The following is a 23,979-nucleotide window of genomic DNA, read 5'->3' as shown; positions in this document are numbered from 1 at the left end:
CATCACTCGCCGAGATGTTGCAGCTCAGCGAGGAACCAGGCATCTGCGCGCTGGCGGGCCACCTCGATCCGGTCGCTCCAATCTTGCGCGAGTAGCTTCTCATCGCGCAGAGCAGCGCGCTCGAATTCGGCCTCGACGAAGCGGAGCAGCACCGGAGGTCTGGTGCTGCTGCCAAGCTCTCGGGTCACGGCCTTCGCCGCAATGAGCTCGCTCGCAGCTTCGGCAATCTCGGCATTCACCGATGACTCGCGGAGGAGTGTCGGCAGGTCCATCGGGGGCACGGCAGATTCGGGATGATCCTCGAGCCACCGCAGCGTCACCGCCGGTCGCAGCGCATAGAAGAACCGCTTGAGCGATGTGCCACTCGTCAGCTGTTGCTGACCGATATGCAAGTAGTGGCGCAGGATCAGGTCCCTCTCGACGGTCTCAGCGGCGAGCGCCAGCAACCGGTCTCGAAACGCCTCATCGCCGGTGTAGACGATGGGCGAGCGCAGCCACTCCAGTGCAGCCGCATTGCCTTTCAGGAGCAGCCGAACTACCTTCGCGAGATCCCAACCGTTCACGTCGAGCACTGCGTCGAGCGGAGTCTCGATCACGTCGCGCGCTGGCCACAGTGACAGGTAGTCCGAGGCCTGCCGCACGTAAATGAACCGGCAGTCGTAGTCGCTATCCGGCGAGGGGAACCCCCACGCTCGGCTGCCACTTTCGATTGCCCACGGGATCCGTACCCCTTGGTCGCGCGCGACCTGCGCGAGGCGATCGTCGATGCTCTCAACGACAGCAGAGTCCATGGAGGAGGGTATTGCTCGCATCTACAGATTTTATACTTCACCGGCGCAGTGCGCCGGACCCATCCACAATCAGACCTGGGTGCAACGCCGTGGTACCGCGGGGCGATCCCGTGACGCCCGAATCGGGCGAGGGTAGAAGCATGAACGATCACCTCTCACCCAGCACACCCACTTCGAACACGGTGTTGTACGCCAGCCACCTCACAAAGCAGTACGGATCGACCCGCGCGCTCGACGGTGTCTCTCTCACATTCACAGAGGGCACCTCGACCGCGATCATGGGCGCGTCGGGGTCGGGCAAGACCACGCTGCTGCACCTCCTCGCGGGGATCATCACCCCTGACTACGGCTCCGCGACTTACGCGGGCTCAGAGATCAGCGGTCTCTCCGATGCAGATCGCAGCCGCCTGCGCCGCGAGCACTTTGGCTTCGTCTTTCAGCAGGGCCTGCTCGTACCCGAACTCACCGCGGTCGAAAACGTTGCGCTCGCGCTCATGCTGAACGGCATGTCGAAGCGCCAGGCCATCGGACCCGCCGCTCAATGGCTCGCCGCGCTCGGGCTCGCGGGTTTGGAGGATCGCAGGATCGGCGAGCTCTCGGGCGGCCAGGCGCAACGAGTCGCGATTGCGCGGTCGCAGGTGACCGGCGCGCGCATCGTGTTTGCCGACGAGCCAACGGGAGCCCTCGATTCCAAGACTTCGGGCGAAGTCATGGACGCGCTGCTCGGCTCGACCGTGGGTCAGGGGCGAACCCTCGTGGTCGTCACCCATGACCCTTCCGTTGCGGCAAGGTGCCGCAGGGTCGTGACGCTGAGCGACGGCCGGATCCTCGGCGACGTCATTAACTCCGCTGCCACAGAATCCGAGGTTGCTCGATGATTACCAACGTTCTCCCTCTTCTTTCCCGGCCCAGGCGTCAGGGCGCGAGTGCGATCCTGCTCCCCGGGTTCGCGTTTCTCGCGGTCACGGCACTGCTCGCCATCGTGCTCGGCGGTGCCCAAACGTTCTGGGGATACAGCGACGAAATGGCCGGGCTCTACATCGGTTTCGCCGTGATCGCGCTCGCCCTGCTCGTCGTGCCGCTCGTTTCGCTCGGCGCCGCAGCAGCCAGGCTCTCGGCACGCCGGCGCGATGACCGGCTCGCGATCCTGCGACTGCTCGGCGCGACGGGCCGATCCACAGCGAGCCTCGCCGTTATTGAGGCAACGGGTATCGCGTTTGCCGGGGCGCTGGTAGGCGCGGTTCTCGCCTACGCGGTGTCTCCCCTCGTTGGACTCATTCACTTTCGCGGCGAAGCCCTGGGAGCCGCGGGCGTCGCGCTACCGCTCTGGGTCTCAGGACTCCTCGTTGTTGGTGTTGCCCTGATTGCGGCGGTGAGCGCCCTACTCAGTCTGCGTCGTGTCATCATCTCGCCACTCGGCGTCGCGCTGAAACAATCAGCACCCAAGGCCCCATGGCTACAGGCGCTCATCGCAATAGGGGCGATCATTGTTTCTGCCACGGTCGTTAATAGTGTTGGTGCGTTCGACGGCGTCGGAGTCGTGATTGCAGCGCTCGGGATCAGCTTCGCCGTCACGCTCCTTGCCATCGACCTGATCGGGGCGTGGGTGCTCTCGCTGTTCGGTCGCGCGAAGGCTCGCCGTGCGCAAAGACCCGCTGATCTGCTCTCGGCACGGTCCATCCTCGAGTCGCCCCGTGCCGCCTGGCGTCAGGTGTCGGGAGTCGCGATGTCGAGCTTTATGGCCGTGTTTGCCGGCTCAGGCATCGCGCTCATGAGCATTGCCGAGAGCGAAGGCGGAACCGCCAGCGATCCGATGGAGCGCTACCTGATCGGTGATGTTCGCACGGGTGTCGCCATCACCGTCATCGGCACGTTCCTGATGGTGGCGTGCTCGGTCGCGGTCAATCAGGCCGCGCAGATTCTCGACCGACGCGACGTGTCGCGCTCGCTCGACATCATGGGCACACCACTTAAGGTGCAGGATCGGGCCCGCAGGGGCGCAACCATGCTGCCGTTGCTGCTCGCTTCGGTGGGCTCGGCGATCCTCGCTGGAGTCCTGCTCTTTCCGCTCGTCGGCATGGCGGTCATTTTTGCGCCGCTCTCGCTCGTCATAACGCTCTCGAGCATCGCGGTCGGGGTGCTCGTTGTTGCGGGAACCCTCTCCGCGACCAAGCCGCTGCTGCGGCAGGTGGTGCGGGCGTGAGGATCAACTCGCGCTGCGAATCAAGTAGCGCGGCGCAGCACCCCGAGCCAAACCCGGAGTAGGCGCAGCTGCACGATCCCGAACAGCACCCACCAGGCGAAGGCCCCGATCACACCGGCACCAACCAGACCCAGCACCACACTGAGCAGCCAGATGGCCGCGCAGATCACGATGGTCAGAAGTAGCCACACCACGGTTCGCAGCGGTGCCCTCCGCCAGATCAGCCCAAGATCTCGCCAGGGGCGCCGCGCGGCCACGGTCATCAAAATGACGGGCAGGATCGCCGCAACCACCGGGGCCACCATGGGCAGGGCGACCAGCAGTGTGCTGACGACCAGCACTCCGCCGAGGCTCCACAGCATCAGCGCCCAACCGGGGCCACGAAACGCTTCGACGGAGCCAGCGGCAACCCACGCCGCAGAAACGGCGAGCGCGAGCACAATGACGATTCCCGAGAGCACTGCCGCAATCGGTGCGCCTCCGAAGCCCCACAGTAGAGCCTGCAACAGCGCCGCCAGGGTAATCACGACACCTCCAACGGGTGGCGCTGGCTTGACCTTCACTGCATCACTCACGGTGTCACCACCTTCGTGCCGTCGGCTGCTGCAGACAGCAGGTCATCAATCGGCCCCGAATACACCACTCGATCGCCCAAACTAATCTTGACGGTTTCGGGTTTCTCACCCGGTGAGGTCGCGCTCAGCGCTTCGCCATCAACAGTTTTTCCGGAGCAGGTTACCGTCCAGTCCTCGGCGGTCTCGCACGCTGGCACCTCAAGGAACGCGGTGTCTTCCGAGGCCAAAAAGTCGACCGTCGCGATCCGCACGGTCGAGGCTCGATCCCCGCTCACGGGCGCGAGTCCCTGGGTGAGCGAGTACACCGAGAGACCCAGCAGCACAACACCGACCGCGCCGAGCAGGCCAACAATCGACAGGATGATTCTGCGGGCAAGCCGCGTGTGCGGCACCACCTCGGCCACCGCGACGAGCGCACGAATCGGCCAGGCGGGCCTGTTCTGGGCCGTGCCTTGGCCGGTCATCCCTCGACCTCCTTCTCGTGCGCCGCGATCCTCGCCAGGTGTTTCATGCGTTCTGCCTCGATCGTGGCGTCGGTAACGTCGTCGAGCGGGAAAGGTGCTGGCAGCAGCAGCTCGGTGTTGCGATCGAGCGGGGATCCGCGGCGCATTAGTGGCACTTCGATCCAGTCGTTGAGCGCAAACTCGCGGCTGCGCGATGCGAGGTCGGCGGCTGAGCCGTCGCCGGTCGGTGTGGCGGGCGAAGCGTGGTCGATGACGGTCGTGAACAGCGAGAGGGTGCCGTCGCGGTTGTCCATGATCTCGACTGTCTGCTGTTGCTGCGGGAAGTCGATGCAGGATGCGGTTGTGATCTCCCAGAACCCGCTCGTGTCCGTCGTGTGCGCCAGAATCTCGTTGACGTGCGTGTGCCCGTTGAGCCACGCGACCACCACGGGGTATCGCAGCAGCAGGTCAAGCAACTCTTGCGACCAATACAGACGGCCGGTCTCCCCTGGCCTGCGCGAGGGATTGTCGAGCGTGTGGCTGTTGTGGTGCGAGGCGATCAGGATCAGCCTGCGCTCTTTTTCGGCCCGCTTTAGTTCGCCCTCGAGCCATGTGAACTGGGCTTCGGTGACCGCACCATCGGGGCCGGCAACCCCGTTGCAGGTGTCGAGGCCGAGCAGGCGCACGGATCCGCTGAGATCGGCCTTCCACCAGGTCTCGCCCGAGAGCAGGTTGTGCTCGGTGAAGCCGTGACCGACCGGCCCCGGACTCGCCGGAGATTTGAAGTGCTCCGCCATAAACATGTGTTGATCGTGCAGGCGGCGCTTTTCATTGGCGGGCACCGTCTTCATGCCGGCCGCGCCAACAACGTCGCGGATCGATCCGCCCGCCTGCGTCCACGCACTGTTTTGCGAGGAGTACTCGTTCAGCATGTTCGCAAGGGTTGTGGTCATTGAGTACGACTTGCGGTTGCCGACCGCGAGCTGCCGCATCTGGTCGGTCACACCAAAGGCTCCGTAGAGCAGCACGTCGTGATTGCCGAAGACGCTGTACCAGGGGGCCGAGAGCCCGATCGAGGAGATCTTTTTGCTGACCGCCTGGTGCAGCAGTTCGGGGAGCTTCGGAAAGCCGTACTCGGCGAACTCGCTGCCCTCGGGGTCGCCCGGCCGGTAGGCCCAGTTGGCGTCCTTCCAGGCCTGCACGCCGTGGTACTCGTCGCCGCCGGATCCGGGATCGACAGTGCCACCGTCGAGCAGATCGATGTACCAGCGCAGCTCCAGTTCCGAGAGCATGTCGGTGCTGTCGCCGGTCACGACGGCGGCCCCGAGTGGCGCGCCCGTGAGCGGACTATAGCGGGCCTCGTAGTAGCCCTCGACCATCTTGGAGACGACCGCGGCAGTGAGCTGCTCTTGCGGGCGAAACGCTCCTGCCCAGGTGCCGTGGTTCAGATCGATCAGCGGTTCAAGGCGGCACGGTGACTGTGCGTCGATCAGGTGCAGATCGGAGAGGTGCGCGAAGTACAGCAGCGAACGACGATTCTTTGTGCGCGCCGCATCGGCCTTCTTACGAAGGATGTCGAGGCGGGGCAGGTACTTTTCGCCGGGGCCGGTTTCGAGCTTGCGGTACTCCCCCTGCAGCACTGGGCCGCGCAGGAACGTCTGCTGCAGTGTCGTCGGGAAGTCATCGAGCGGCGCGCCCTTTTCGATGCTTTCAAGCCGCCGAACCGTCTGCCGACCAAAGGCGTCGGTCTGGAGTCCGTGCACCACGGCGAGTGCACCAATGCCGTGCATAAAACTGCGCCTGCTCAGTCCCGCCATCGTGAACTCCCTCCGACTGCAATCCTGACTCTACCGGCAGGGGCGATGACTCATCGACAGATCTGTGCGGATTGATTCGAAAATGCGAGATTCACTATCTCAAATCGCGCAGTCTGGCCACGAGTGTCTCTGCCTCCCCCGCTCGTCTCTCATACGTCACAGCGATCGTCAGCAGCACGGCCCCAACAATCGCGAGTGTGATCCACCACGGCATTGACTCGATGCCGCGCCCAATTTGCACGGCAAACGCGATCACGTTTTCAACAGGCAACACAATGATGCCCAGGATGAACGGGGCGGCGAGGCGACGCGCGGCACCGACAACGATGGCGATCAGAGCGATCACAATAACGAGGATCGCCCGCCAGGTCTGCGGGTCGGTAAAGGTCGCAATCACCGAGGCGGAAATGGTTACGATGAGGCCCGGTGCATAAGTGGCCCAGGATCCGACCCACCTGCCCGGCCAATCGTTTAGTGTGCCGCGAGGCTGCGCGCGATCGGCTGCGCCAGCACTATCTGCCTTCGAAGCTGCAAGCGCACCAGCGGCGAGCAAACCGATACCCAGTGGCAGCGAGAACCATTCAACACGCAGGTCGCGAGGGGACCAAGCCACAATCGCGGTGAGGAACGTGACCAAAAACACAAACCACACGGGCGGAAATGCATCTGCGACGCGCGCCAGACGCGAGCGATTCGCTGGGCTCGCGGATCCCGATTCGCCCGCCGACCTGGCTGCGACGATCATCGTGACGATCCCGATGCACATCATGCCCCACATCGCCCAGATGTTGAACCAGTCCCGCTCGATACTGGGCCAAACGCCGACTGCGAGCGCGAGCACGGCGGGCGCGCCCAGCCAGCGGCTCTTTGTGCTCATACCTCCCGCGGCAAACGCCATGACACACGATGCCAGCGCGGCCACTGCCAGGCACACGAAGAACAGCAGTGCACCGTGCATGCTCTCACCGGTTGGGCTGAGCGTGTCTGCGCCGATCCCGAATCTCGCCCCGAACACCGGGCCAGCCACAGCCGCAAGCATCGAAGCCAGCAGCGTCGGCTCGCTCAGCTTGGCGAACCCGCCGCGCGTCTCGGCTCGACGACCCACCCAGCGGAGCCAACTGCCAATCGCGAGCAGCAGCAGCGCCCCACCGAGCAGCCCGAAGCCTCGCGCAACACTGCCGTTGAACGTAAACCGCACGAGCACCGGAAAGATCGCGAGCCCCAGCCAGCCCACATAGAGGTGCGCGGCGGGCTTACCACGCACAGTGAGTACCGCAGCAACACCCGCTGCCCCGAGCGTCGGCGGCAAGAGGTACGCCTCCAGCAGCGTGACACCGGTCATTCCCCACACGCACCAAAGCGCTCCCGTAAGGCACGCACCGGCGACCCACCAGGCATACTTGCGACCAGCGAGCTTTGCAGTCATGGCCGCGGCTGCTCCAAGAATGAGGAGCACGGAGAGTGTCGTACCGAGGCCAGCCGCCTGTCGCATGAGCGAAAGCATGACGGCGATAGCTCCGGTGACAAGCGCAGAGATCTCAATCGCGAGCGACGCCGCTTGGGCAATGGGCACGGCAATACCGCGGCGCTCCAGCAGCCCACGCGTGGGCTTTGCCAGCAACAGAGCGACACCGACGACCACAGCAATAATCGGAAGGATAACCGGAGATGCGCTGCCCGGAATGACCTCGGCACCCAGGCATACAGCAAAGACCGAGAGGCTTGGCGCGAGCATTCCCGCTGCTACAGCCCTCGCGCCCCCTCCAAGCCCAGGCCTGCGAGTGACCATAAGCACAAACGCGAGCGCACACATCAGGCCCGTCGAGAGCGCCGTCCAGCCACTGCGTTCCATGACAACCTGCGCGATCCCAAGACCAAACGGCACGAGCGTAACGAGCAGTATCGCAAGCCACGAGCGAGACTCACACACGCGAAAGATCGTTGCAGCAAGCGCGACAAGCAACCCAAGCGAAGTCACCACACTGAGCTGCAGCGCGCCGCTCAGATCTACGCCAGGGATGTTGTTGAGCTGCGCGAGCGCCACCGCGACAAGTGTGAGGCCGTAAGCGTAGCCGAAACCGACGTACCAGCTGCGCTCCTTCGAGGATGCCTGGGCAACGAGAGCGAGCACTACTAACACGCCAACGCCCGTGACGAGGCCCACCACGGGGTCTCGCCATGACATGATCGCGGCAGCGATAACGAGCACATGGACCGCAAACCGAAGCTGGCTAGATTGATCCGAAATCTTTGCGCGAAGCGCGGGAGACCATCGCACGCCGACGGCCCAGACCGCGGCAGCCACAAGGGGGATCGCTAGGCGCCCGGGCACCCACCCGGTCGGAGGAGACACCATCGCGAGTAGAGCGATCGTTGCAAACGAAACCCCGAGCACAGTGAAGAGGCCGATGACGGCCAGCCTGTTACTCCAACGGCGACGTACGGTCCTGCTCAGGTACAGGCACCCCACCGCCGCGATCGAAACGCTGAAGATGTTTGGCCACGAATCCGCAGCACTCAGAATTCCTGACGTGCCCAGCCCAACCTGTTGAGCCCCGACAAGCCACAGCGGAGCGATCAGGGCTTCCCAGATATTCAAGACGCTCATGACCAGGGGCCCGGCAAGTGACAGACCAAGCACGCTGAGCACACCGGCAGTCATTTGCGCTCGAAAGACACGTTTCGGGAGGGGAATTCGGAGCGTTGCCACCGCAATAACGAAGACAACCGCCACGAATCCGGTCGAAGCGTAAGGAACCCGGCCAAAGATGGCCCCGCCGCTCAATACACGGGTGGCCTCACCAACGACGGTGCTGGCGAAGAGCCCCGCTGAGACTGCAGCGAGCACTCCAGCCGTAACGCTCCAGACGCGCGGGATCTGCAGTCGCGTCGCCAATGCGGAATGCGCAGCGAGAGCCGCCAGCACACCGCAGGCTGCGAGGTCGATCAAGACACCGTTGTAGCCCCACGAGAATTCCGAGATGGCCCACCCGACCGCACTCAAACCTGCAACTATCTGCAGTCCGGTCAGGCTGCCCAGGGCTGTGCGCGGCACGATGGCCCTCACTCGCGCAGCAGCACCAAACCCGACAAACGCCATGGTGACAAACCCGAGCGGCATTGCGAACCAAACATTGCTGGAGCCAGCAAACATGATGGGCACCAACGTCACCGCCACGGCAGCACCGAAGCTCCAGGTTCGCACGCCCCACCATTTTCCGGCCAGAGCCAGGCACCCTGCTGCGACCAGCGTCGCAAAGGCCGTAAGCAGCCAGGGATTTGTGCCGTCGGGGGCCCAGCGCGCGAACGCCCAAATATCGAGCCCGACGAACACAACCGCGAGCCCACCAATGGCTTCAGCAGAAAACTGCAGGCCGCGACGAGCGAGCAGCGATGCACCGCCCGCAAACGCGAGTGTCGTGAGACCAACAATCGCACTCCGCAGGCCCTTGTCAGATAGATCCGGATTGAAAAAAGTGAACACGATCGCGGCGATTGCAACCAGCCCTGCGCCGGCAACCGCCAGCACCGATTGGAGGCTGGCGCTCGAGGCTGGCGCGGGTGTGGGGACAGGGGGCAGAAAGCGTTGCTCTGGCGAGTACGAAGTTTGAGCGGGGTTTTGATTCGTTGGGAGAGAATCAACCGCCGGTACCACTGGCATCGCTGGCGCCACTGGCACCGCTGGCACCGCAACTCGCGGCACCGTTGCAAGCACCATCTGCCGAGCCCGGATAGCGTCTGCCGCCACTGCAGAAAGCTGAGAGAGCTGCGCTCCAGCTGGTCCGCGAAGGTCGGACGCGCACGCAGTGCAGCACCCCTGCACCAGTGGTGTTGCGAAACACACGGGGCAGCGCGTGCCCTCCAGCATCCAACCCGCGACCTCTTCGCTCCAGGCAACGCCCGGAGACATGCGTCCCGGTTGGGCTGTGGCGGCGGGTATAGCTGCCCCCTGGCTTGAGTAATCTGTGTTGGTCAAGCGCCCGTCCCCTCAGTTTCTGGGTCCGCAACCCACCTCAAGATGTCGCCGGGCTGACACTCAAGCACTCGGCAAATTGCGTCGAGCGTGGTGAACCGCACAGCCTTGGCGCGCCCGTTCTTGAGCACTGCCACATTGGCGGGTGAGATGCCGATGGCTGCGGCGAAGTCGCCGACGCTCATCTTCTTGCGCGCGAGCTGCACGTCGATGTCGATAACAATGGGCATTAGACAACCTCTGAAAGATCTTGCTCAAGCTGGAGGGCCTTGGTCAGCAATCCGCGCATCACCATCACGAGCAGCGAAAGCCCGAGCCCAACGACAATCCCGAACACAACGAGCAGGGAAAGCGTCGGTGTAGTTGCCTCGGCGAGGATCAACCCGACAAACGCAATGATCACGATCAGTGTTGCGGCGAGGATGCTGATGAGGATCACGTCAACGTATCTGAACGCGGCCCGACTGAAGATACGGTCGACTCGCACGAGCGACAGAAGCTGCCAGACGCACACAAATACCACCTGCACACACAGGATCAAGAGGATCGCCGCCACAATGCCCGGCAGTTCGAGACCCGCAAACTCTGGATACCGATACGCGAAGGTACTTGCCACGAGCGGCACAGCCACAATCTGCGCAACCAGCAGAAGTAGAAGCATCAGCGCAATGAGTGCCCTGAGTGTCTGAATAAGTCGTGACTGCATGCGATACCCATCGATAATCGTTTGACATGTATCGAAAAACGATAGCACAAGCATTCTGCAGACGCGCTCCAGCGGCGTCAACCTACGCGGGGTGACGCCGAGTCAGGCCAGTAGCGGGGCCGCTCAGACCGCTAGAGCCTCTGCAACAATCTTGGAGACCGCGTCAAAGCTCCGGGCGCGATCTTCATCAACCAGGCCAATGCGAGTGCGACGATCGAGCACATCGTCAGCAGTCAGAGCCCCCTCAACCCGCACCGCATATTCAATTGCGGCGCGGGTCACGGGCACTCCCTCGGCCACTAACTCAGCCGCATCGGACCGCTCCGAGCGAGCGAGCGCATCATCCACCGGAACCAGCCGCAGAGAAGAAGTCCGGCTCGCGAGGGCGTTCAGTCCACGCGCACTCACTGCCAGATCAACGGCGTCCTCGGCCATGCGGCGATACGTCGTCAGCTTGCCCCCGAGCACATTAATAAACCCGGCGGCCGACTGCTTGACGAGGTGCTTTCGCGAAATATCGGCGGTGCTCTCCGCGCCAGCGTCGATCAGCGGTCGCAACCCCGCGAAGGATCCGCGCACCTGATCCCGCCGCACCGGTGTCTCAACAACCCGATTGAGGCTCGCAAGCAGAAACGAAATCTCGTCTTCGGTGGGCTTCGGGATCGCGGGCACTGGCCCCGGGGCATCCTCGTCGGTCAGGCCCAGGATCACGCGCCCATTCCCCTGCGGCAGGGCGAACACATAACGACTCACTGATCCCTCGTGCGGGATCGTGATCGCAGCCCGCGGGTTGCCGAGATCCGCCGCATCGAAGACCACGTGGGTGCCCCGGCTCGGGCGCACGGTGATCGCGCCGTCGAGCCCACCGGCCCACACGCCGGTGGCGTTGATCACACTGCGCGCGCGAACCTCAAGACGCTCGCCCGTGAGTGTGTCTTCAACGCTGGCACCGTCGCCCCGCAGTTCAGTGGCACGCACACGGGTCAGGATCCTCGCCCCCAACCCCGCTGCCGTGCGGGCGACGGTGACAACCAATTTGGCGTCGTCAACAAGCTGGCCATCAAACGAGAGCATGCCTCCGCGTAGCCCTCGGGGATTCAGCGTCGGGGCCAGGCGCAGTGCCTTGCGAGCGCCCACAATCCGCGGTCCAGGAAGCACTCGGCGCGGGGTGCGCGCCTGCATGCGCAACAGGTCCCCCACACCCATGCCAACAACACCAGCGGCACGCTGCATCATGGTGACACCGGGCGCGAACGGCAGGAGTTGAGGCAGCGGCCTGATCAAGTGGGGGGCGATCTTGGTCATCAGCAGGTGGCGCTCGGTGGCACTCTCCTTCGCCGTGGCGAAGTCTCCCGTTGCGAGGTAACGCAGACCGCCGTGCACCAGTTTCGAGCTCCAGCGGCTTGTGCCGAAGGCGAGATCCTCAGCCTCGATAAGCGTCACGCTCAGGCCCCGGGAAGCCGCGTCAAGCGCCACACCCACTCCCGTGATTCCACCGCCCACCACAAGCACGTCAACGGTATCCACCGCAGAGAGTTCAAGTTCGCTGCGGCGCCTGGTTGCGGTCAGAGAAGTGGCGGAGAGGTTCATGGACGTAAGTACCCTTCAAGTGCGACCCGGAGTTCGCGTTCCCACGATTCTTCATCAATGAGCTCAGCAACGGTGCCGTGGGAGAGCACCGCAGACTGTGCGATGAGCAGCAGCATGACCGCGATCTGCTGGGGATCCCCGGCCCGCACAGATCCTTCGCGCTGGGCCGCGGTGATTGCCTGGGTCAGCCAACCGTGAATCAGCCGCTGGCTCGAGCCGACACGCTGCAACATGTAGCGCGTGAAAGCTTCGGGCTCCTGGTCAAGCAGACGGCTGTAGACAGGGTCGGCACGGAAGAGCTCAGAGAACCGCAAAACATCGTCAACAAGAGCGTCTCTGGTTGTGGCAGGGTCAGGAAACGCCTCAAGCACAAGAACCACACGACGCAGCAGAGCCGCCCGCACGACGTCGTCTGCATCGGTCCAACTGCGATAGATCGTGGGTCTGCTGAGCGCGGAGCTTCGCGCCAGCTCAGCGATCGTCACCCCGTGAATGCCGCGCTGTTGAATGAGCACATCGGCAGCGTCAAGCACTCGCGACTGCGTGGAATCCCACGTTGAAGCCGCGTGGCCTAGGGGCGACACAGGGTTATCAGGAGACAACACAGACGCTTGACGTTTTTCCATGATGTGTCACACTGTAATGCATGACCGCAGAAAATGGCAGGGCCAATGATGACCAGCCGATGCGCTGGAACGGTTGGGGCGATCCCGAGCGAGCAAAACCACTCCCTCGCGCCGTGCAGGCTCTACTCCCGCTGTTGCTGGGACGAGTGAGAAAGCCAGCTGCACCCGTCGAGCTTGCGAATGTTCGGCTCACACCTTCCGCACTGAGCGGCGAGGATCTCGACGCGTTTCGCGGCGCCGTCGGTGACGAGAATGTCTCCGCCGCCCCCGAAGCGCGCATTTATCACTCGGGCGGGCGATCCACCCTTGATCTACTTCGTCGCAGAGCGATTGAGCAAGAGGCACCCGACGCTGTTGTGCGCCCCGGCAGTCACGAGGAGGTCCGGGCCTGTCTCGATCTCGCAACCGCTCGCAAGATAGCTGTCATCCCATTCGGAGGCGGCACAAGTGTGGTTGGAGCACTCGACCCCGAGCGCGGCGCGCAGCTGGCGGTCGTGAGCCTCGATCTGCGCCGACTGAGCGGACTCATTCACCTTGATCCGGTCAGCGGAGAGGCCGTGCTCGCCGCCGGCACCACCGGCCCTGAGGCCGAGTCGCTGCTCGCCGAACACGGCTTTGAGCTTGGGCATTACCCGCAGAGCTTCCGCTATGCAACGATTGGCGGATTCGCCGCGGCGCGATCATCAGGGCAAAACTCGGCGGGTTACGGCCGATTCGACACGATGGTGACCGGGATCCGCGTCGCCACCCCAACCGGGGACCTCGAACTTGGCCGCTCCCCCGGCTCTGCCGCCGGACCAGATCTCATTCGTGTCTTTCTTGGTTCCGAGGGGATCTTTGGTGTGATTACCGAAGTCAAGGTTCGGGTGCACCCCACGCCTCAACACCGGGTGTTTGAGGCCTGGACGTTTCCGAACTTTGCAGCCGGAGCAGAGGGGCTGCGCCAGGTCGCCCAGCACGCATCGGGCCCCACGGTTATTCGCCTTTCCGATGAGGCCGAGACCGCAGTCAGCCTGGCGCAGGTCGGCAAGATCGGTAAGGCGCTGGCAAAAGGTGCGAGTGTTGTCACCGTTTACGAGGGCGAGGGGATTCCCCTGCGGCGAGCGCGCACCTCGGAGCTTTTGCGGGCAGCGGGCGGCACCTCTTCGGGCGAAGGGGACGCGGCCGAATGGATGAAGGGTCGCTTCGACGGCCCCTACCTGCGCGACTCACTGCTCGACGCGGGCGTTTTCTGCGAGACCCTTGAGACGGCGACCACTTGGGCGAAATTGTCAGAGCTACGCAGCGCGGTCGAGGCTTCTCTGAAGGATGGCTTTTCCGCCATCGGCTCGAAGTCTTACGTGATGTGCCATGTCTCGCACATCTACCCCACGGGCGCGTCTCTCTACTTCACAGTGCTCGCGAGTATCCGCGAGGATCCACTCGAAGCCTGGCTCAAAATCAAGGCGCACACCAATGACTCGATCCTGGCCGCCGGGGGCACGATCAGCCATCACCACGCAGTAGGTCGGGATCATGCACCGTGGCTGCGGGAAGAAGTTGGGGAAACCGGGATCCGGATCCTCGAGGCGATCAAGCGCGAGCTGGATCCGCACGGAATCCTGAACCCCGGCGCGGTCATTGCCGCTGATTCTGCCAGTTCCTCCGCACAGGATTCTTGATCGTGGGCAAGCACATCGCGGTGCTCTCAAATCCCTTCGCAGGCAAGGGCCGAGGGCGGGGAGCCGCCGAGGAAGCCATCGCAGAGCTGCGCGCTCGTGGAGCTGAGGTGCACGCCTATGCTGGCGCCTCTGCGGCGGATACGATCGAACTCGCGGGTCAGGCACTGCAAGATGATCCTGCGCTGCTCGTGATTGTCGGTGGCGACGGAACACTCACTGAGATCTTGGAAAAGTTGATCGGCAGCGAAGTGCCGCTGGCGCTCATTCCCGCGGGAACGGGCAACGACCTCGCCAGGGCGCTCGCGATCCCCCGCGATACAGCGGAGGCGGCAGGGCTCGCGCTGACCGGAGTCGCGAAGCCCCTCGACATCGGCGAGCTGCACTGCAGCGGACGAGTGAAGCACTTCTTCACAATCGCCGCGCTCGGCTTCGACGCGAAAGTGAGCGACCGCACCAATCGGCTGCGCTGGCCTCACGGGGCGCTGCGCTACTATCTTGCGCTCATCATTGAGCTGATCCAATTGCGCCCACTTGCGTTCAGCGTGACGATCGACGGTGAGGCCGCGGTTGCGGAGCCCGGAACACTCATCGCTATTGGCAACACCGAAACCTATGGCGGGGGCATGCCGATTTGCGCCGGGGCTTTGCCCGACGACGGGCTAATTGACGTTGTGCACGTCGCGCCGCTCAAGCGGCTCAGCCTGATTCGACTGTTTCCGCTCATGCTGAAGGGCGAGCACTTTTCGCGCCCCGAGGTGACGCACCGGCGGGCAAGGTCGGTCCGGGTGTCTGCGCCGGGATTGACGGTCTACGCTGATGGTGAGTTCGTCGGGGCCGACGAGTGCACTATTTCGGTGCGCCCCGCGATGCTGCGGATGATGGTCCCAGAACCCGCTTCTGAGTAGGAGAAATCATGGCTAACTTCAACAGCGCAGTTGAGTTCGATACCGACGTTGTGATTGTCGGATCGGGATTTGGCGGGTCCGTCTCCGCGCTTCGGCTCGCGGAAAAGGGCTACCGTGTGCGAGTGCTCGAGGCCGGCCGCCGCTTCGAAGATGAGGACTTCGCAAAGACCAGCTGGAACCTGCGGCGCTACCTCTGGGCACCCTATTTGGGGTGCTTTGGGGTACAGCGCATCCACCGGCTCCCCCACGTGATGATTCTCGCGGGCGCTGGTGTCGGCGGCGGATCCCTCAACTACGCCAACACCCTCTATGAGCCGGGATCCCCGTTCTTCAACGACCCGCAGTGGCGCGAGATCGCCGACTGGGCCACCGAGCTCTCCCCGCACTACGCAACGGCTAAACGCATGCTCGGCGTTGTCGAGCGGTACCCGCACACCGGGCCGGTCGAGCGGATCATGCAGGGCGCCGCCGAAGATCTCGGGGTTGGATCGACTTTTCGCCACGCACCCGTGGGCGTGTTCCTCGGCACCCCCGGGGTGGGCGTGCCCGATCCCTTTTTCGGCGGAGAAGGGCCTTCGCGCACCGGCTGCACGCTCTGCGGTAACTGCATGGTCGGCTGCCGCGTCGGGGCAAAAAACACGCTCATGAAGAATTATCTGGCACTCGCGGAGCGGCGAGGTGTGACGATCGAGGCGCTGCGCACCGTGACCCGCGTGCGAGAGCTGCCCGGCGGCGGTTTTGCAGTGACCTCGCGGCGCAGCGGAGCGTGGACACAGAGGGACGAGCGCACCGTGACCGCCCGCGAGGTTGTGCTTGGCGCGGGCACCTGGGGCACCCAGCAGTTGTTGCACCGCATGAAGGCGAGTGGGGATCTGCCCCGCGTTTCAGATGCTGTGGGTGTACTCACTCGAACCAACTCTGAGGCGCTGGACGGGGCGGTTGCAACCAAAGTTCCCGCATCCGCCGAACTGACCCGCGGCGTCGCGATCACCACCTCGTTTCACGTTGACGAGCGTACGCACGTCGAAAATGTGCGCTACGGCCCCGGATCCAACCTGATGGGAGCGCTCGCGACCATCATGGTGCCGGGTGACCGGTCTCTGCCCGCGCGTCTTGGGTTTGTGCTCGGGCGTGCGCTGCGCAATCCCGTGAAGCAGTTCAAGCTTGGGTCGCTTCGCCGCTGGAGCGATCGCGGGATCATCGCACTCGTCATGCAGACGGCCGACAACTCGCTGACCCTTTCGCTGCGCCGTCGATTCGGTCGGTTCTCAATGACGAGTGCGCAGGGTCACGGCGAGCCCAACCCTTCGTATCTGCCACAGGCGCACCGGGCGACCGAGGCGATCGCTGCACGCCTGGAGCAAGAGGGCGGTATTCCTACGGAGGCCCGTGGATCCTGGCCCGAGGTGTTCGGCATCCCGCTCACCGCACACTTTCTCGGTGGCGCGGTCATTTCGGCGTCACCGGCTGACGGGGTGATCGACCCCTACCACCGAGTCTGGGGCCACCCTGGGCTATACGTGGTCGACGGCGCGGCGGTCCCCGCAAACCCCGGGGTCAACCCCTCGCTCACCATCACCGCGCTGGCGGAGCGGGCGCTGTCGCACTGGCCCGCCGCGGGCGAACCCGACCACCGGCCGGCGCAGGAGGCGCTGCTTGCGGGGCTAAACGATCGCACCGAACCTGCAGCCTGACGCTGAACCTGCACCCTGACGCCGACCCCGCGACCCAACGCCGAGCCCGCTACCCGACGCCGAGCCCGCAGCCCGACGCCGAACCCGCATCCCAACGCCGAGCCTGCAGCCCAGCATCGAACCCGCGACCCGACGCCGAGCCTGCAATCCACCATCGAGCCTGCATCCCAACGCCGAGCCTGCAGTTAGGAACCGCAGGCTCAGCACTGAACCGCAGGCTCAGCACTGAACCGCAGTCTCAGCACTGAACCGCAGTCTCAACGCTGAAACGCAGGTTCGGCGAATTTGAGGCTACGCCGCCCGAAACTCCGCGATCCTCTCGGCAAGGCGAGCGAGCTGCTCGGTCACACGCACGGTCGCGGTACCACCGGCGCCAACACGAGAGTTGACGGATCCCTCAATCGTCAGCACGTCGCGCACCGCGGGCAGCAGGTGCGGCGACACTGCTGCGAGCTCTTCGTCGCTCGGCTCGTGCAGCTCGATCCCGCGCTCCTCGCAGTAGCGCACCAGTTCGCCAGAGATCTCGTGTGCGTCGCGGAAGATGACACCCTGCTTCACGAGCCACTCGGCGACATCGGTCGCGAGCGAGAAGCCCTGCGGCGCAAGTTCAGCCATGCGCGCCGTGTCGAAGGTCATGGTCGCGACCATGCCGGTGAAGGCGGGCAGCAGCACCTCGAGCTGTGAAACCGAGTCGAAGACAGGCTCCTTGTCCTCCTGCAGATCGCGATTGTACGCGAGCGGCAGGCCTTTGAGCGTCGCGAGCAGCCCGGTCAGGTTGCCGATCAGGCGGCCCGACTTGCCACGCGCGAGCTCGGCGATATCGGGGTTCTTCTTCTGCGGCATGATCGAGGATCCGGTCGAGAACGCGTCGTGCAGGCGCACGAAGCCGAACTCCTTCGTGTTCCACAGGATGATCTCTTCGCTGAGGCGCGAGAGGTCGATGCCGATCTGGGCGCAGATAAAGGTGAACTCGGCAACCACGTCGCGCGCGGCCGTGCCATCGATCGAGTTCTCAAGTGGATCACCGAGACCCAGCTCTGCGGCCACGAGACGCGGGTCGAGTCCGAGTGAGGATCCGGCAAGAGCTCCGCCACCGTACGGCGATGCACTTGCGCGTACGGACCAATCGCGCAGACGCTCAAGATCCCGAACCACAGGCCACGCGTGCGCAGCAAGCTGGTGTGCGAGCAGCACGGGCTGCGCGTGCTGCAGGTGAGTGCGGCCAGGCAGGATCGCGGTCGGGTGTGCGAGGCACTGGTCGAGGATCGCGCCGAGCAAATCGACAAGCAGGTTGCGGATCACGGCAGCGTGATCGAGCAGGTAGAGCCTCACGAGCGTGGCGATCTGGTCATTGCGGCTGCGGCCTGCGCGAAGCTTGCCGCCGAGCTGCACACCGGTGATCTCGATGAGTCCGCGCTCGAGAGCCGAGTGCACATCCTCGTCCTCTTCGGCGGCCACGAAGCGACCGTCGGCGACGCGGGCGGCAAGCTCATCGAGCGCCGCGCGCATGTCATTCAGCTCGTCTGCGCTGAGGTAGCCCGCTGCGGCGAGTGCGGCGGCGTGGGCTTTGGACCCGCGAATGTCGTAGTCCGCAAGCACCCAGTCGAACTGCGTCGACTTGCTCAACGCTGCGAGTGCTGCCGAAGGACCACTCGCGAAGCGACCGCCCCAGAGCGCACCCGCCTCGGCCGCGCGGTTACCGTCGTTGTGATTCTCTACCGTGCTCATTACTTATTCTCCGTTTGAGTCTGGGCCAGCAGCCAAGCCATGAGGGCCTTCTGAGCGTGGACGCGGTTCTCTGCCTCGTCCCACACCACACTCTGCGAGCCGTCGATCACCTCGGCGGCAACCTCGTACTCGCGGTATGCGGGCAGGCAGTGCAAGAAGATAGCGTCGGGCTTTGCCTGTGCCATCAGCTCAGGCGTAACGCGGTAGGCGCCGAAGGCTGCGATCCGCTCAGCCTTCTCGTCTTCCATACCCATCGACACCCAGCTGTCGGTGATAACCACGTCGGCCCCCGCAACGGCGACCGCGGGGTCGACCACTACGGCAACGCTGCCACCGGTTTCGGCGGCGATCTTCTCGGCGTCGGCGATGATGTCGGCTCGCGGGTGGTAGCCCTCAGGGCCCGCAACACGAATGTTCATGCCTGCGGTCGCAAAGCCGAGCAGGTACGAGTGTCCCATGTTGTTGGCTGCGTCGCCGACGTAGGCAGCGGTGAGGCCGCGCAGGTCACCCTTGTTCTCACGAATGGTTTGCAGATCAGCGAGAATCTGGCACGGGTGAAAGTCGTCGGAGAGCGAGTTGATCACGGGGATGGTGGCGCTTGCGGCCATCTCTTCGAGTCCGCTGTGCGCAAACGTGCGCCACACGATCAGCGACATCATGCGCGAGAGCACCTTCGCGGTGTCGGAGAACGACTCCTTGATGCCGAGTTGCGATTCACCGGCATTCACGATGATCGCGTTGCCACCGAGCTCAGCGATACCCGCGGCAAAGCTGAATCGGGTACGCGTTGACGTCTTGTCAAAGAACACCGCCGCAGACTGCGGGCCCTCGAGCGGTCGCTCCGAGAAGGGCGCTCGCTTCAGTCGCGCAGCGAGGTCAAGAACCTCAAGTTGCTCGGCGTGGGTGAGATCATCATCGCGTAGAAAGTGTCGTGTCACCGTTCTAGCCTAGTACGGGCGGGCATTGAGCGGATTCCAAGCGACACCACTCAGCAAGGCGTGAAAGGGTTACTATTAACGCTGAAGTACCGAACCTCGGAGGAACCCATGAGAATTGCAGCAGCCTTCTTAGCTGACGCCGCAAACATTCGCGAGGGTACGCTCGGCGTTCTCTCCGGCTTCATCAACACCATTAACCGCGAGGAGTTCCCCGCCTCGCTGGGTGCGACACTCGTGGTTGTCGTTGAGTACGACGAGAACGAGGCACGCCGCGGCGATCCCGAGCGCACCTTCCGCGCCCGCTGCGAGCCCGCCGTGGGCGGCGGCGAGATCTTCAGCCTCGAGGGAACCTTCAGCCTCGGCGGCGGAAACGACAGCTTTGGCTACATTCCGATGGTATTTCCGCTCACGGAAGCCCAGATTCCGATGCCCGGCAGCTACCGGATCATCTTCGAGGGCACAGGTCTTGAGCGCGTTGACGTGCGTTTCTACGCGAACCCGAGTTCCATGCCGGGTCTCGAAGACCCGGAGTTCAACGACTCCGACTTCGAAGACTAAGCGGGCGCGTGGGAGAATGGCCCGATGACCACGCTCCCTCGCCTCATCGCGTTCGATCTCGACGACACCCTTGCTCCCTCTAAGTCAGCGGTGGATCCGCGTATGCTCGCGGTGTTCTCACGCCTACTTGAGCGCACAACCGTCGCCGTCATCTCGGGTGGCAACTTTGAGCAGTTCGAGATGCAGCTGGTGGAGCGCCTTGAGGGCGTAGACGAGACCTCACTTGAGCGCCTCCACCTACTCCCCACCTGCGGTACCCGCTACGAACGACGCGAAAACGGGGCCTGGCACACGGTCTACCGCGAGAACCTCGACGCCGCGGAGAGCACCGCCGCGCTCACCGCGCTGCGCGAGGAGGCGGAACGCCTCGGACTGTGGGAGACCTCACCCTGGGGCGAGATCCTTGAGGATCGCGGCTCACAGGTCACATTCTCGGCGCTCGGGCAGCGCGCGCCGGTTGCGGCGAAGCAGGCTTGGGATCCCGACGGCAGCAAAAAGAACACGCTGCGCGCGGCGGTGGCGGATCGGCTACCCGGGCTTGAGGTGCGTAGCGGCGGATCGACGTCGGTCGACATTACTCGCCGCGGAATCGACAAGGCGTACGGCATGCGCAAGCTTGAGGAGCACACCGGTATTCCGCTCAGCGACATGCTGTTTGTCGGGGATCGGCTTGATCCTGACGGTAATGACTACCCGGTGAAGGCGCTCGGCGTCGCCTGCCACGCGGTCACCGACTGGGAAGACACCGCAGACTTCTTGGAGCAGTTGCTGGACTAGTCCCTAAAACACCCCTGCGGTGAACGCATCTCAACATTATGAGCGATCACAATGTTGAGATGCGTTCACCGCAGGGGTGAAACGTTAGAGACTACGCGGCTTCAGTGACCCGGTTGAGACCGAGGGTCTCAGCGGTCTCGGCCAGCGATGCCTTTGCGGCAGCAGCGTCGCCGTTCAGGCCCTTGCCGAACGAAGGAACCTGCTCAGTGAAGGTCTTCTTCCACCGCTTTTCGAACTGTTCAGGGAAGCACTTTGCGAGCACTCCGAGCATCGCGTGAACCGCGGTTGAAGCGCCGGGCGATGCGCCCAGCAGGCCCGCGATCGAGCCGCTCGCACCGGTGATAACCTCGGTGCCGAACTGCAAGATGCCGCCCTTCTCAGGGTCCTTCTTCATGACCTGCACACGCTGGCCGGCCGTGATCATCTCCCAGTCGGAAGTGCGTGCGGTCGGCATGTACTGCCGCAGGGTTTCCATCTGCTTCTGACGGCTCGCGACCACTTCACCAGCGAGGTACTTCTCGAGCGACCACTGCGTGAGGCCAACCTTGATCATCGGGCCAAGGTTGTGAAGACGGATCGAGCCGGGCAGATCCCACCACGAGCCCTTCTTCAAGAAGTTGGGGCTGAAGCCGGCGTACGGCCCGAAGAGGATGCTCTCCTTGCCATCAACCACGCGCGTATCGAGGTGCGGTACCGACATCGGGGGCGCACCCACCGCGGCCTTGCCGTAGACCTTCGCCTTGTGCTGGGCGACAATCTCGGGGTTGTCGGTCTTGAGGAACTTGCCGCTGATCGGGAAGCCACCAAAGCCCTTGATCTCGGGGATGCCCGAGGACTGCAGGATCGAAAGCGCACCTCCGCCCGCACCGACAAACACAAACTTCGCGTTGACAACGGTCTTACCGTAGCCCGAGAGGTTGCGCACGAATACGTCCCAGGTGCCATCAGCGCGGCGACGCACCTTGCGCACCTGAGTGCCGAGGTTCATCTTCGCTCCCTCAGAGACGAGGTAGTCGAAGAGTTGGTGGGTGACCGCACCAAAGTCGACGTCAGTGCCACTCTCGGAGCGTGTCGCAGCGAACACCTCGTCCTTTGAGCGGCGGTCTACGAGCAATGGCGCCCACTTGGCGATCTGCTCGGGGTCGTCACTGAACTCCATGTCAGAGAAGAGCGGTTCGTTCTTGAGGATCTCAAAACGGCGACGCAGGTAATCAACGTTTGATTCGCCGCTCACGAATGTCATGTGCGGGGTCGGGTTGATGAAGGAGGGGGGATCGTTCAGGATGCCCTTCTTCACGAGCGTCGACCACCACTGGCGAGACAGCTGGAACTGCTCATTGATGTCAATGGCCTTGTCGGGCGAGAGGCTTCCGTCGGCACCCTCGGGCATGTAGTTCAGCTCGCAGAGTGCTGCGTGGCCGGTACCGGCGTTGTTCCAGGCGTTGGTGCTCTCCGTGGCGACGCTGTTGCGCGACTCGAAAATCTCGATCGACCAGTCAGGCTGAACCTGCTTGATCAAAGTGCCAAGGGTAGCGCTCATCACGCCACCGCCGATGAGGACGACATCTACTGTGTTCTTGCTCACGATCGTTAAGTCTACCTCTGTTACTTCTGGTGATTAGCCGCACAGCTGTCGTTCAACCGCGGCTCCCGCCCCGCGCCATGGATGAGTCGAGGCCCGCGGCGCTTCGCGCGTGATCGAGTCGCTCGACGCTTGAGTCCACGATCGTTGTGTATCCGAGCCGCTTCGCCTCGTTCGCTCGCTGCTGTGGCGCTGTGATGGGACGCACCTCCCCCGCCAGGCTGATCTCACCGTATGCCGCCAGGTTGTGCGGCAAAGGCCGGTCTTCAAGAGCGGAGAGGATCGCGAGCGCAATCGCGAGATCGGCTGCAGGTTCGGTGAGCTTCACCCCACCAACGGTTGAAACGTACACATCTTTGTCACCAGTTTTCGCGTTGAGTCGCCTCTCGAGCACCGCGAGAATCATCGCGACCCTGGCCGATTCAACTCCGCTCGTCACCCGACGCGGGTTGGGTGCCGTCGTCGGCACGACAAGCACCTGCACCTCTACGGGCAGTGCCCTGCGCCCCTCCATCGCGACCGTCGCGCAGGTGCCACTCACTGGCTCTGTGGCGCGACTGAGAAATAGACCACTCGGATCCGTGACCTCGCGAATACCGCTGCCCGTCATTTCGAAGCACCCCACCTCGTCGGTTGGCCCGTAACGGTTCTTGAGCGTGCGCAGAAAGCGCAGCGCCGTGTTTCGATCGCCCTCGAAGTGACACACAACATCAACGAGGTGCTCAAGCAGTCGGGGGCCGGCAACAGCGCCATCCTTGGTGACGTGACCGACGAGAATGACGGGGGTGCTGCGATCCTTCGCGACACGAATCAACGCCGCCGCGACCTCCCGCACCTGCGCGGGACCGCCAGCACCACCCTCAACTTCGCTGCTGGCGAGGGTCTGCACCGAGTCAACGATGATGAGCTCGGGATTCACCGCTTCGATGTGTCCGAGCACCGTCGCGAGGTCGGTCTCACTCGCGAGGAAAAGTGTGTTGTGCAGAGCACCGGTGCGCTCGGCCCGCATACGAATCTGCCCGGTCGACTCCTCACCGCTGACGTAGAGCACACGCGCCCCGACCATTGCGGCCCGCGCTGCCGCGTCGAGCAACAGGGTCGACTTGCCAACGCCGGGTTCGCCAGAGAGCAGGATCGCGGCCCCCGGCACCACCCCACCGCCGAGCACCCGGTCAAACTCTCCGATGCCCGTCTGGCGATGGAAAAGCGCATCCCCCTGAAGCTCAGTAATCGGCCGAGCCTCACGCCCTGGAGCGGGCGCGGTCGCGCGATTGGTGCGGGAAAGAGAGGCTTTCGGCGCCCCCGCTTCAACGACCGTGCCCCACTGCTGGCACTCACCGCAGCGCCCGACCCACTTGGCGGCCTGCCACCCGCACTCGGTGCACACGTACCCGCTCGTCATTTTTGCCATG

20 protein-coding genes are annotated in these 23,979 nt (G+C 63.9%); 7 read left to right on the top strand and 13 right to left on the bottom strand.

Features of this window, described 5'->3' with window-relative positions; translation table 11 throughout:
• Positions 1 to 2: 2 nt before the first annotated feature.
• Entirely contained in the window at positions 3 to 812 is an 810-nt protein-coding gene (locus G7068_RS13300) for a nucleotidyltransferase domain-containing protein (RefSeq protein WP_166292403.1), read from the bottom strand.
• A 119-nt stretch (positions 813 to 931) separates the two neighbouring features.
• On the opposite strand from G7068_RS13300, the gene G7068_RS13295 reads away from it, so the two are divergent.
• A complete protein-coding gene (locus G7068_RS13295) occupies positions 932 to 1,669 on the top strand; it encodes an ABC transporter ATP-binding protein (RefSeq protein ID WP_166292402.1) in 738 nt (245 codons plus the stop codon).
• Positions 1,666 to 2,994 (top strand): FtsX-like permease family protein, encoded by a 1,329-nt coding sequence (locus tag G7068_RS13290; protein WP_166292401.1) that lies wholly within the window; start codon positions 1,666 to 1,668, stop codon positions 2,992 to 2,994. Before G7068_RS13295 ends, G7068_RS13290 begins: the two co-directional genes overlap by 4 nt.
• Before the next feature lie 20 nt (positions 2,995 to 3,014).
• Here G7068_RS13290 and G7068_RS13285 read toward each other — a convergent pair whose 3' ends face one another.
• The 8 genes from G7068_RS13285 to G7068_RS13250 form a co-directional block, all read right to left on the bottom strand.
• A complete protein-coding gene (locus G7068_RS13285; RefSeq protein WP_166292400.1) occupies positions 3,015 to 3,569 on the bottom strand; it encodes a hypothetical protein in 555 nt (184 codons plus the stop codon).
• Positions 3,566 to 4,033 (bottom strand): hypothetical protein, encoded by a 468-nt coding sequence (locus G7068_RS13280; RefSeq protein WP_166292399.1) that lies wholly within the window; start codon positions 4,031 to 4,033, stop codon positions 3,566 to 3,568. The genes G7068_RS13285 and G7068_RS13280 overlap by 4 nt, the downstream gene beginning before the upstream one ends.
• A complete protein-coding gene (locus G7068_RS13275; protein ID WP_166292398.1) occupies positions 4,030 to 5,829 on the bottom strand; it encodes a TIGR03767 family metallophosphoesterase in 1,800 nt (599 codons plus the stop codon). Before G7068_RS13275 ends, G7068_RS13280 begins: the two co-directional genes overlap by 4 nt.
• Positions 5,830 to 5,923: 94 nt before the next feature.
• Entirely contained in the window at positions 5,924 to 9,805 is a 3,882-nt protein-coding gene (locus G7068_RS13270; protein ID WP_166292397.1) for an SCO7613 C-terminal domain-containing membrane protein, read from the bottom strand.
• Entirely contained in the window at positions 9,802 to 10,032 is a 231-nt protein-coding gene (locus G7068_RS13265; RefSeq protein WP_166292396.1) for a helix-turn-helix domain-containing protein, read from the bottom strand. The genes G7068_RS13270 and G7068_RS13265 overlap by 4 nt, the downstream gene beginning before the upstream one ends.
• Positions 10,032 to 10,508 (bottom strand): DUF2975 domain-containing protein, encoded by a 477-nt coding sequence (locus G7068_RS13260; protein WP_166292395.1) that lies wholly within the window; start codon positions 10,506 to 10,508, stop codon positions 10,032 to 10,034. Before G7068_RS13260 ends, G7068_RS13265 begins: the two co-directional genes overlap by 1 nt.
• Positions 10,509 to 10,631: 123 nt before the next feature.
• Positions 10,632 to 12,098 carry a glycerol-3-phosphate dehydrogenase/oxidase gene (locus G7068_RS13255; RefSeq protein ID WP_166292394.1) on the bottom strand — a complete coding sequence of 489 codons (1,467 nt, stop codon included), beginning with the start codon at positions 12,096 to 12,098 and terminating at the stop codon, positions 10,632 to 10,634.
• Positions 12,095 to 12,724, bottom strand: coding sequence for a TetR/AcrR family transcriptional regulator (locus G7068_RS13250; RefSeq protein WP_166292393.1), 630 nt, complete (start codon positions 12,722 to 12,724; stop codon positions 12,095 to 12,097). The genes G7068_RS13255 and G7068_RS13250 overlap by 4 nt, the downstream gene beginning before the upstream one ends.
• 20 nt (positions 12,725 to 12,744) lie before the next feature.
• On the opposite strand from G7068_RS13250, the gene G7068_RS13245 reads away from it, so the two are divergent.
• Genes G7068_RS13245 through G7068_RS13235 form a run of 3 tightly spaced genes read left to right on the top strand, consistent with a single transcriptional unit; the run spans position 12,745 to position 16,984 of the window.
• Positions 12,745 to 14,385, top strand: a complete 1,641-nt coding sequence (locus G7068_RS13245) for an FAD-binding oxidoreductase (protein ID WP_244304504.1) — start codon at positions 12,745 to 12,747, stop codon at positions 14,383 to 14,385.
• Positions 14,386 to 14,387: 2 nt separating this feature from the next.
• Entirely contained in the window at positions 14,388 to 15,290 is a 903-nt protein-coding gene (locus G7068_RS13240) for a YegS/Rv2252/BmrU family lipid kinase (protein ID WP_166292392.1), read from the top strand.
• An 8-nt stretch (positions 15,291 to 15,298) separates the two neighbouring features.
• Positions 15,299 to 16,984 (top strand): GMC oxidoreductase, encoded by a 1,686-nt coding sequence (locus G7068_RS13235; RefSeq protein WP_166292391.1) that lies wholly within the window; start codon positions 15,299 to 15,301, stop codon positions 16,982 to 16,984.
• A gap of 291 nt (positions 16,985 to 17,275) precedes the next feature.
• Here the strand turns inward: G7068_RS13235 and argH are convergent, their stop codons facing one another.
• The gene (gene argH / locus G7068_RS13230) at positions 17,276 to 18,712 is read right to left on the bottom strand and encodes an argininosuccinate lyase (protein ID WP_166292390.1); all 1,437 of its coding nucleotides are present in this window, start codon (positions 18,710 to 18,712) and stop codon (positions 17,276 to 17,278) included.
• A complete protein-coding gene (gene argF / locus G7068_RS13225; protein ID WP_166292389.1) occupies positions 18,712 to 19,650 on the bottom strand; it encodes an ornithine carbamoyltransferase in 939 nt (312 codons plus the stop codon). The genes argH and argF overlap by 1 nt, the downstream gene beginning before the upstream one ends.
• A 108-nt stretch (positions 19,651 to 19,758) precedes the next feature.
• Between argF and G7068_RS13220 the strand changes: the two genes are divergently transcribed.
• Both G7068_RS13220 and G7068_RS13215 read left to right on the top strand, forming a co-directional pair.
• Positions 19,759 to 20,208 (top strand): DUF6941 family protein, encoded by a 450-nt coding sequence (locus G7068_RS13220; RefSeq protein WP_166292388.1) that lies wholly within the window; start codon positions 19,759 to 19,761, stop codon positions 20,206 to 20,208.
• 24 nt (positions 20,209 to 20,232) lie between these two features.
• Complete coding sequence (locus tag G7068_RS13215; RefSeq protein WP_166292387.1) at positions 20,233 to 20,985, top strand: HAD-IIB family hydrolase; 753 nt, start codon at positions 20,233 to 20,235, stop codon at positions 20,983 to 20,985.
• Between the two features lie 91 nt (positions 20,986 to 21,076).
• Here the strand turns inward: G7068_RS13215 and G7068_RS13210 are convergent, their stop codons facing one another.
• Positions 21,077 to 22,570, bottom strand: a complete 1,494-nt coding sequence (locus tag G7068_RS13210) for a malate:quinone oxidoreductase (RefSeq protein ID WP_166292386.1) — start codon at positions 22,568 to 22,570, stop codon at positions 21,077 to 21,079.
• A 52-nt stretch (positions 22,571 to 22,622) separates the two neighbouring features.
• Positions 22,623 to 23,978 (bottom strand): DNA repair protein RadA, encoded by a 1,356-nt coding sequence (gene radA, locus G7068_RS13205; protein ID WP_166292385.1) that lies wholly within the window; start codon positions 23,976 to 23,978, stop codon positions 22,623 to 22,625.
• Position 23,979 lies beyond the last annotated feature (1 nt).

Source organism: Leucobacter viscericola (genome assembly GCF_011299575.1).
Classification (GTDB): Bacteria; Actinomycetota; Actinomycetes; order Actinomycetales; family Microbacteriaceae; genus Leucobacter; species Leucobacter viscericola.
This window is presented reverse-complemented; position numbering and strand designations above follow the sequence as displayed.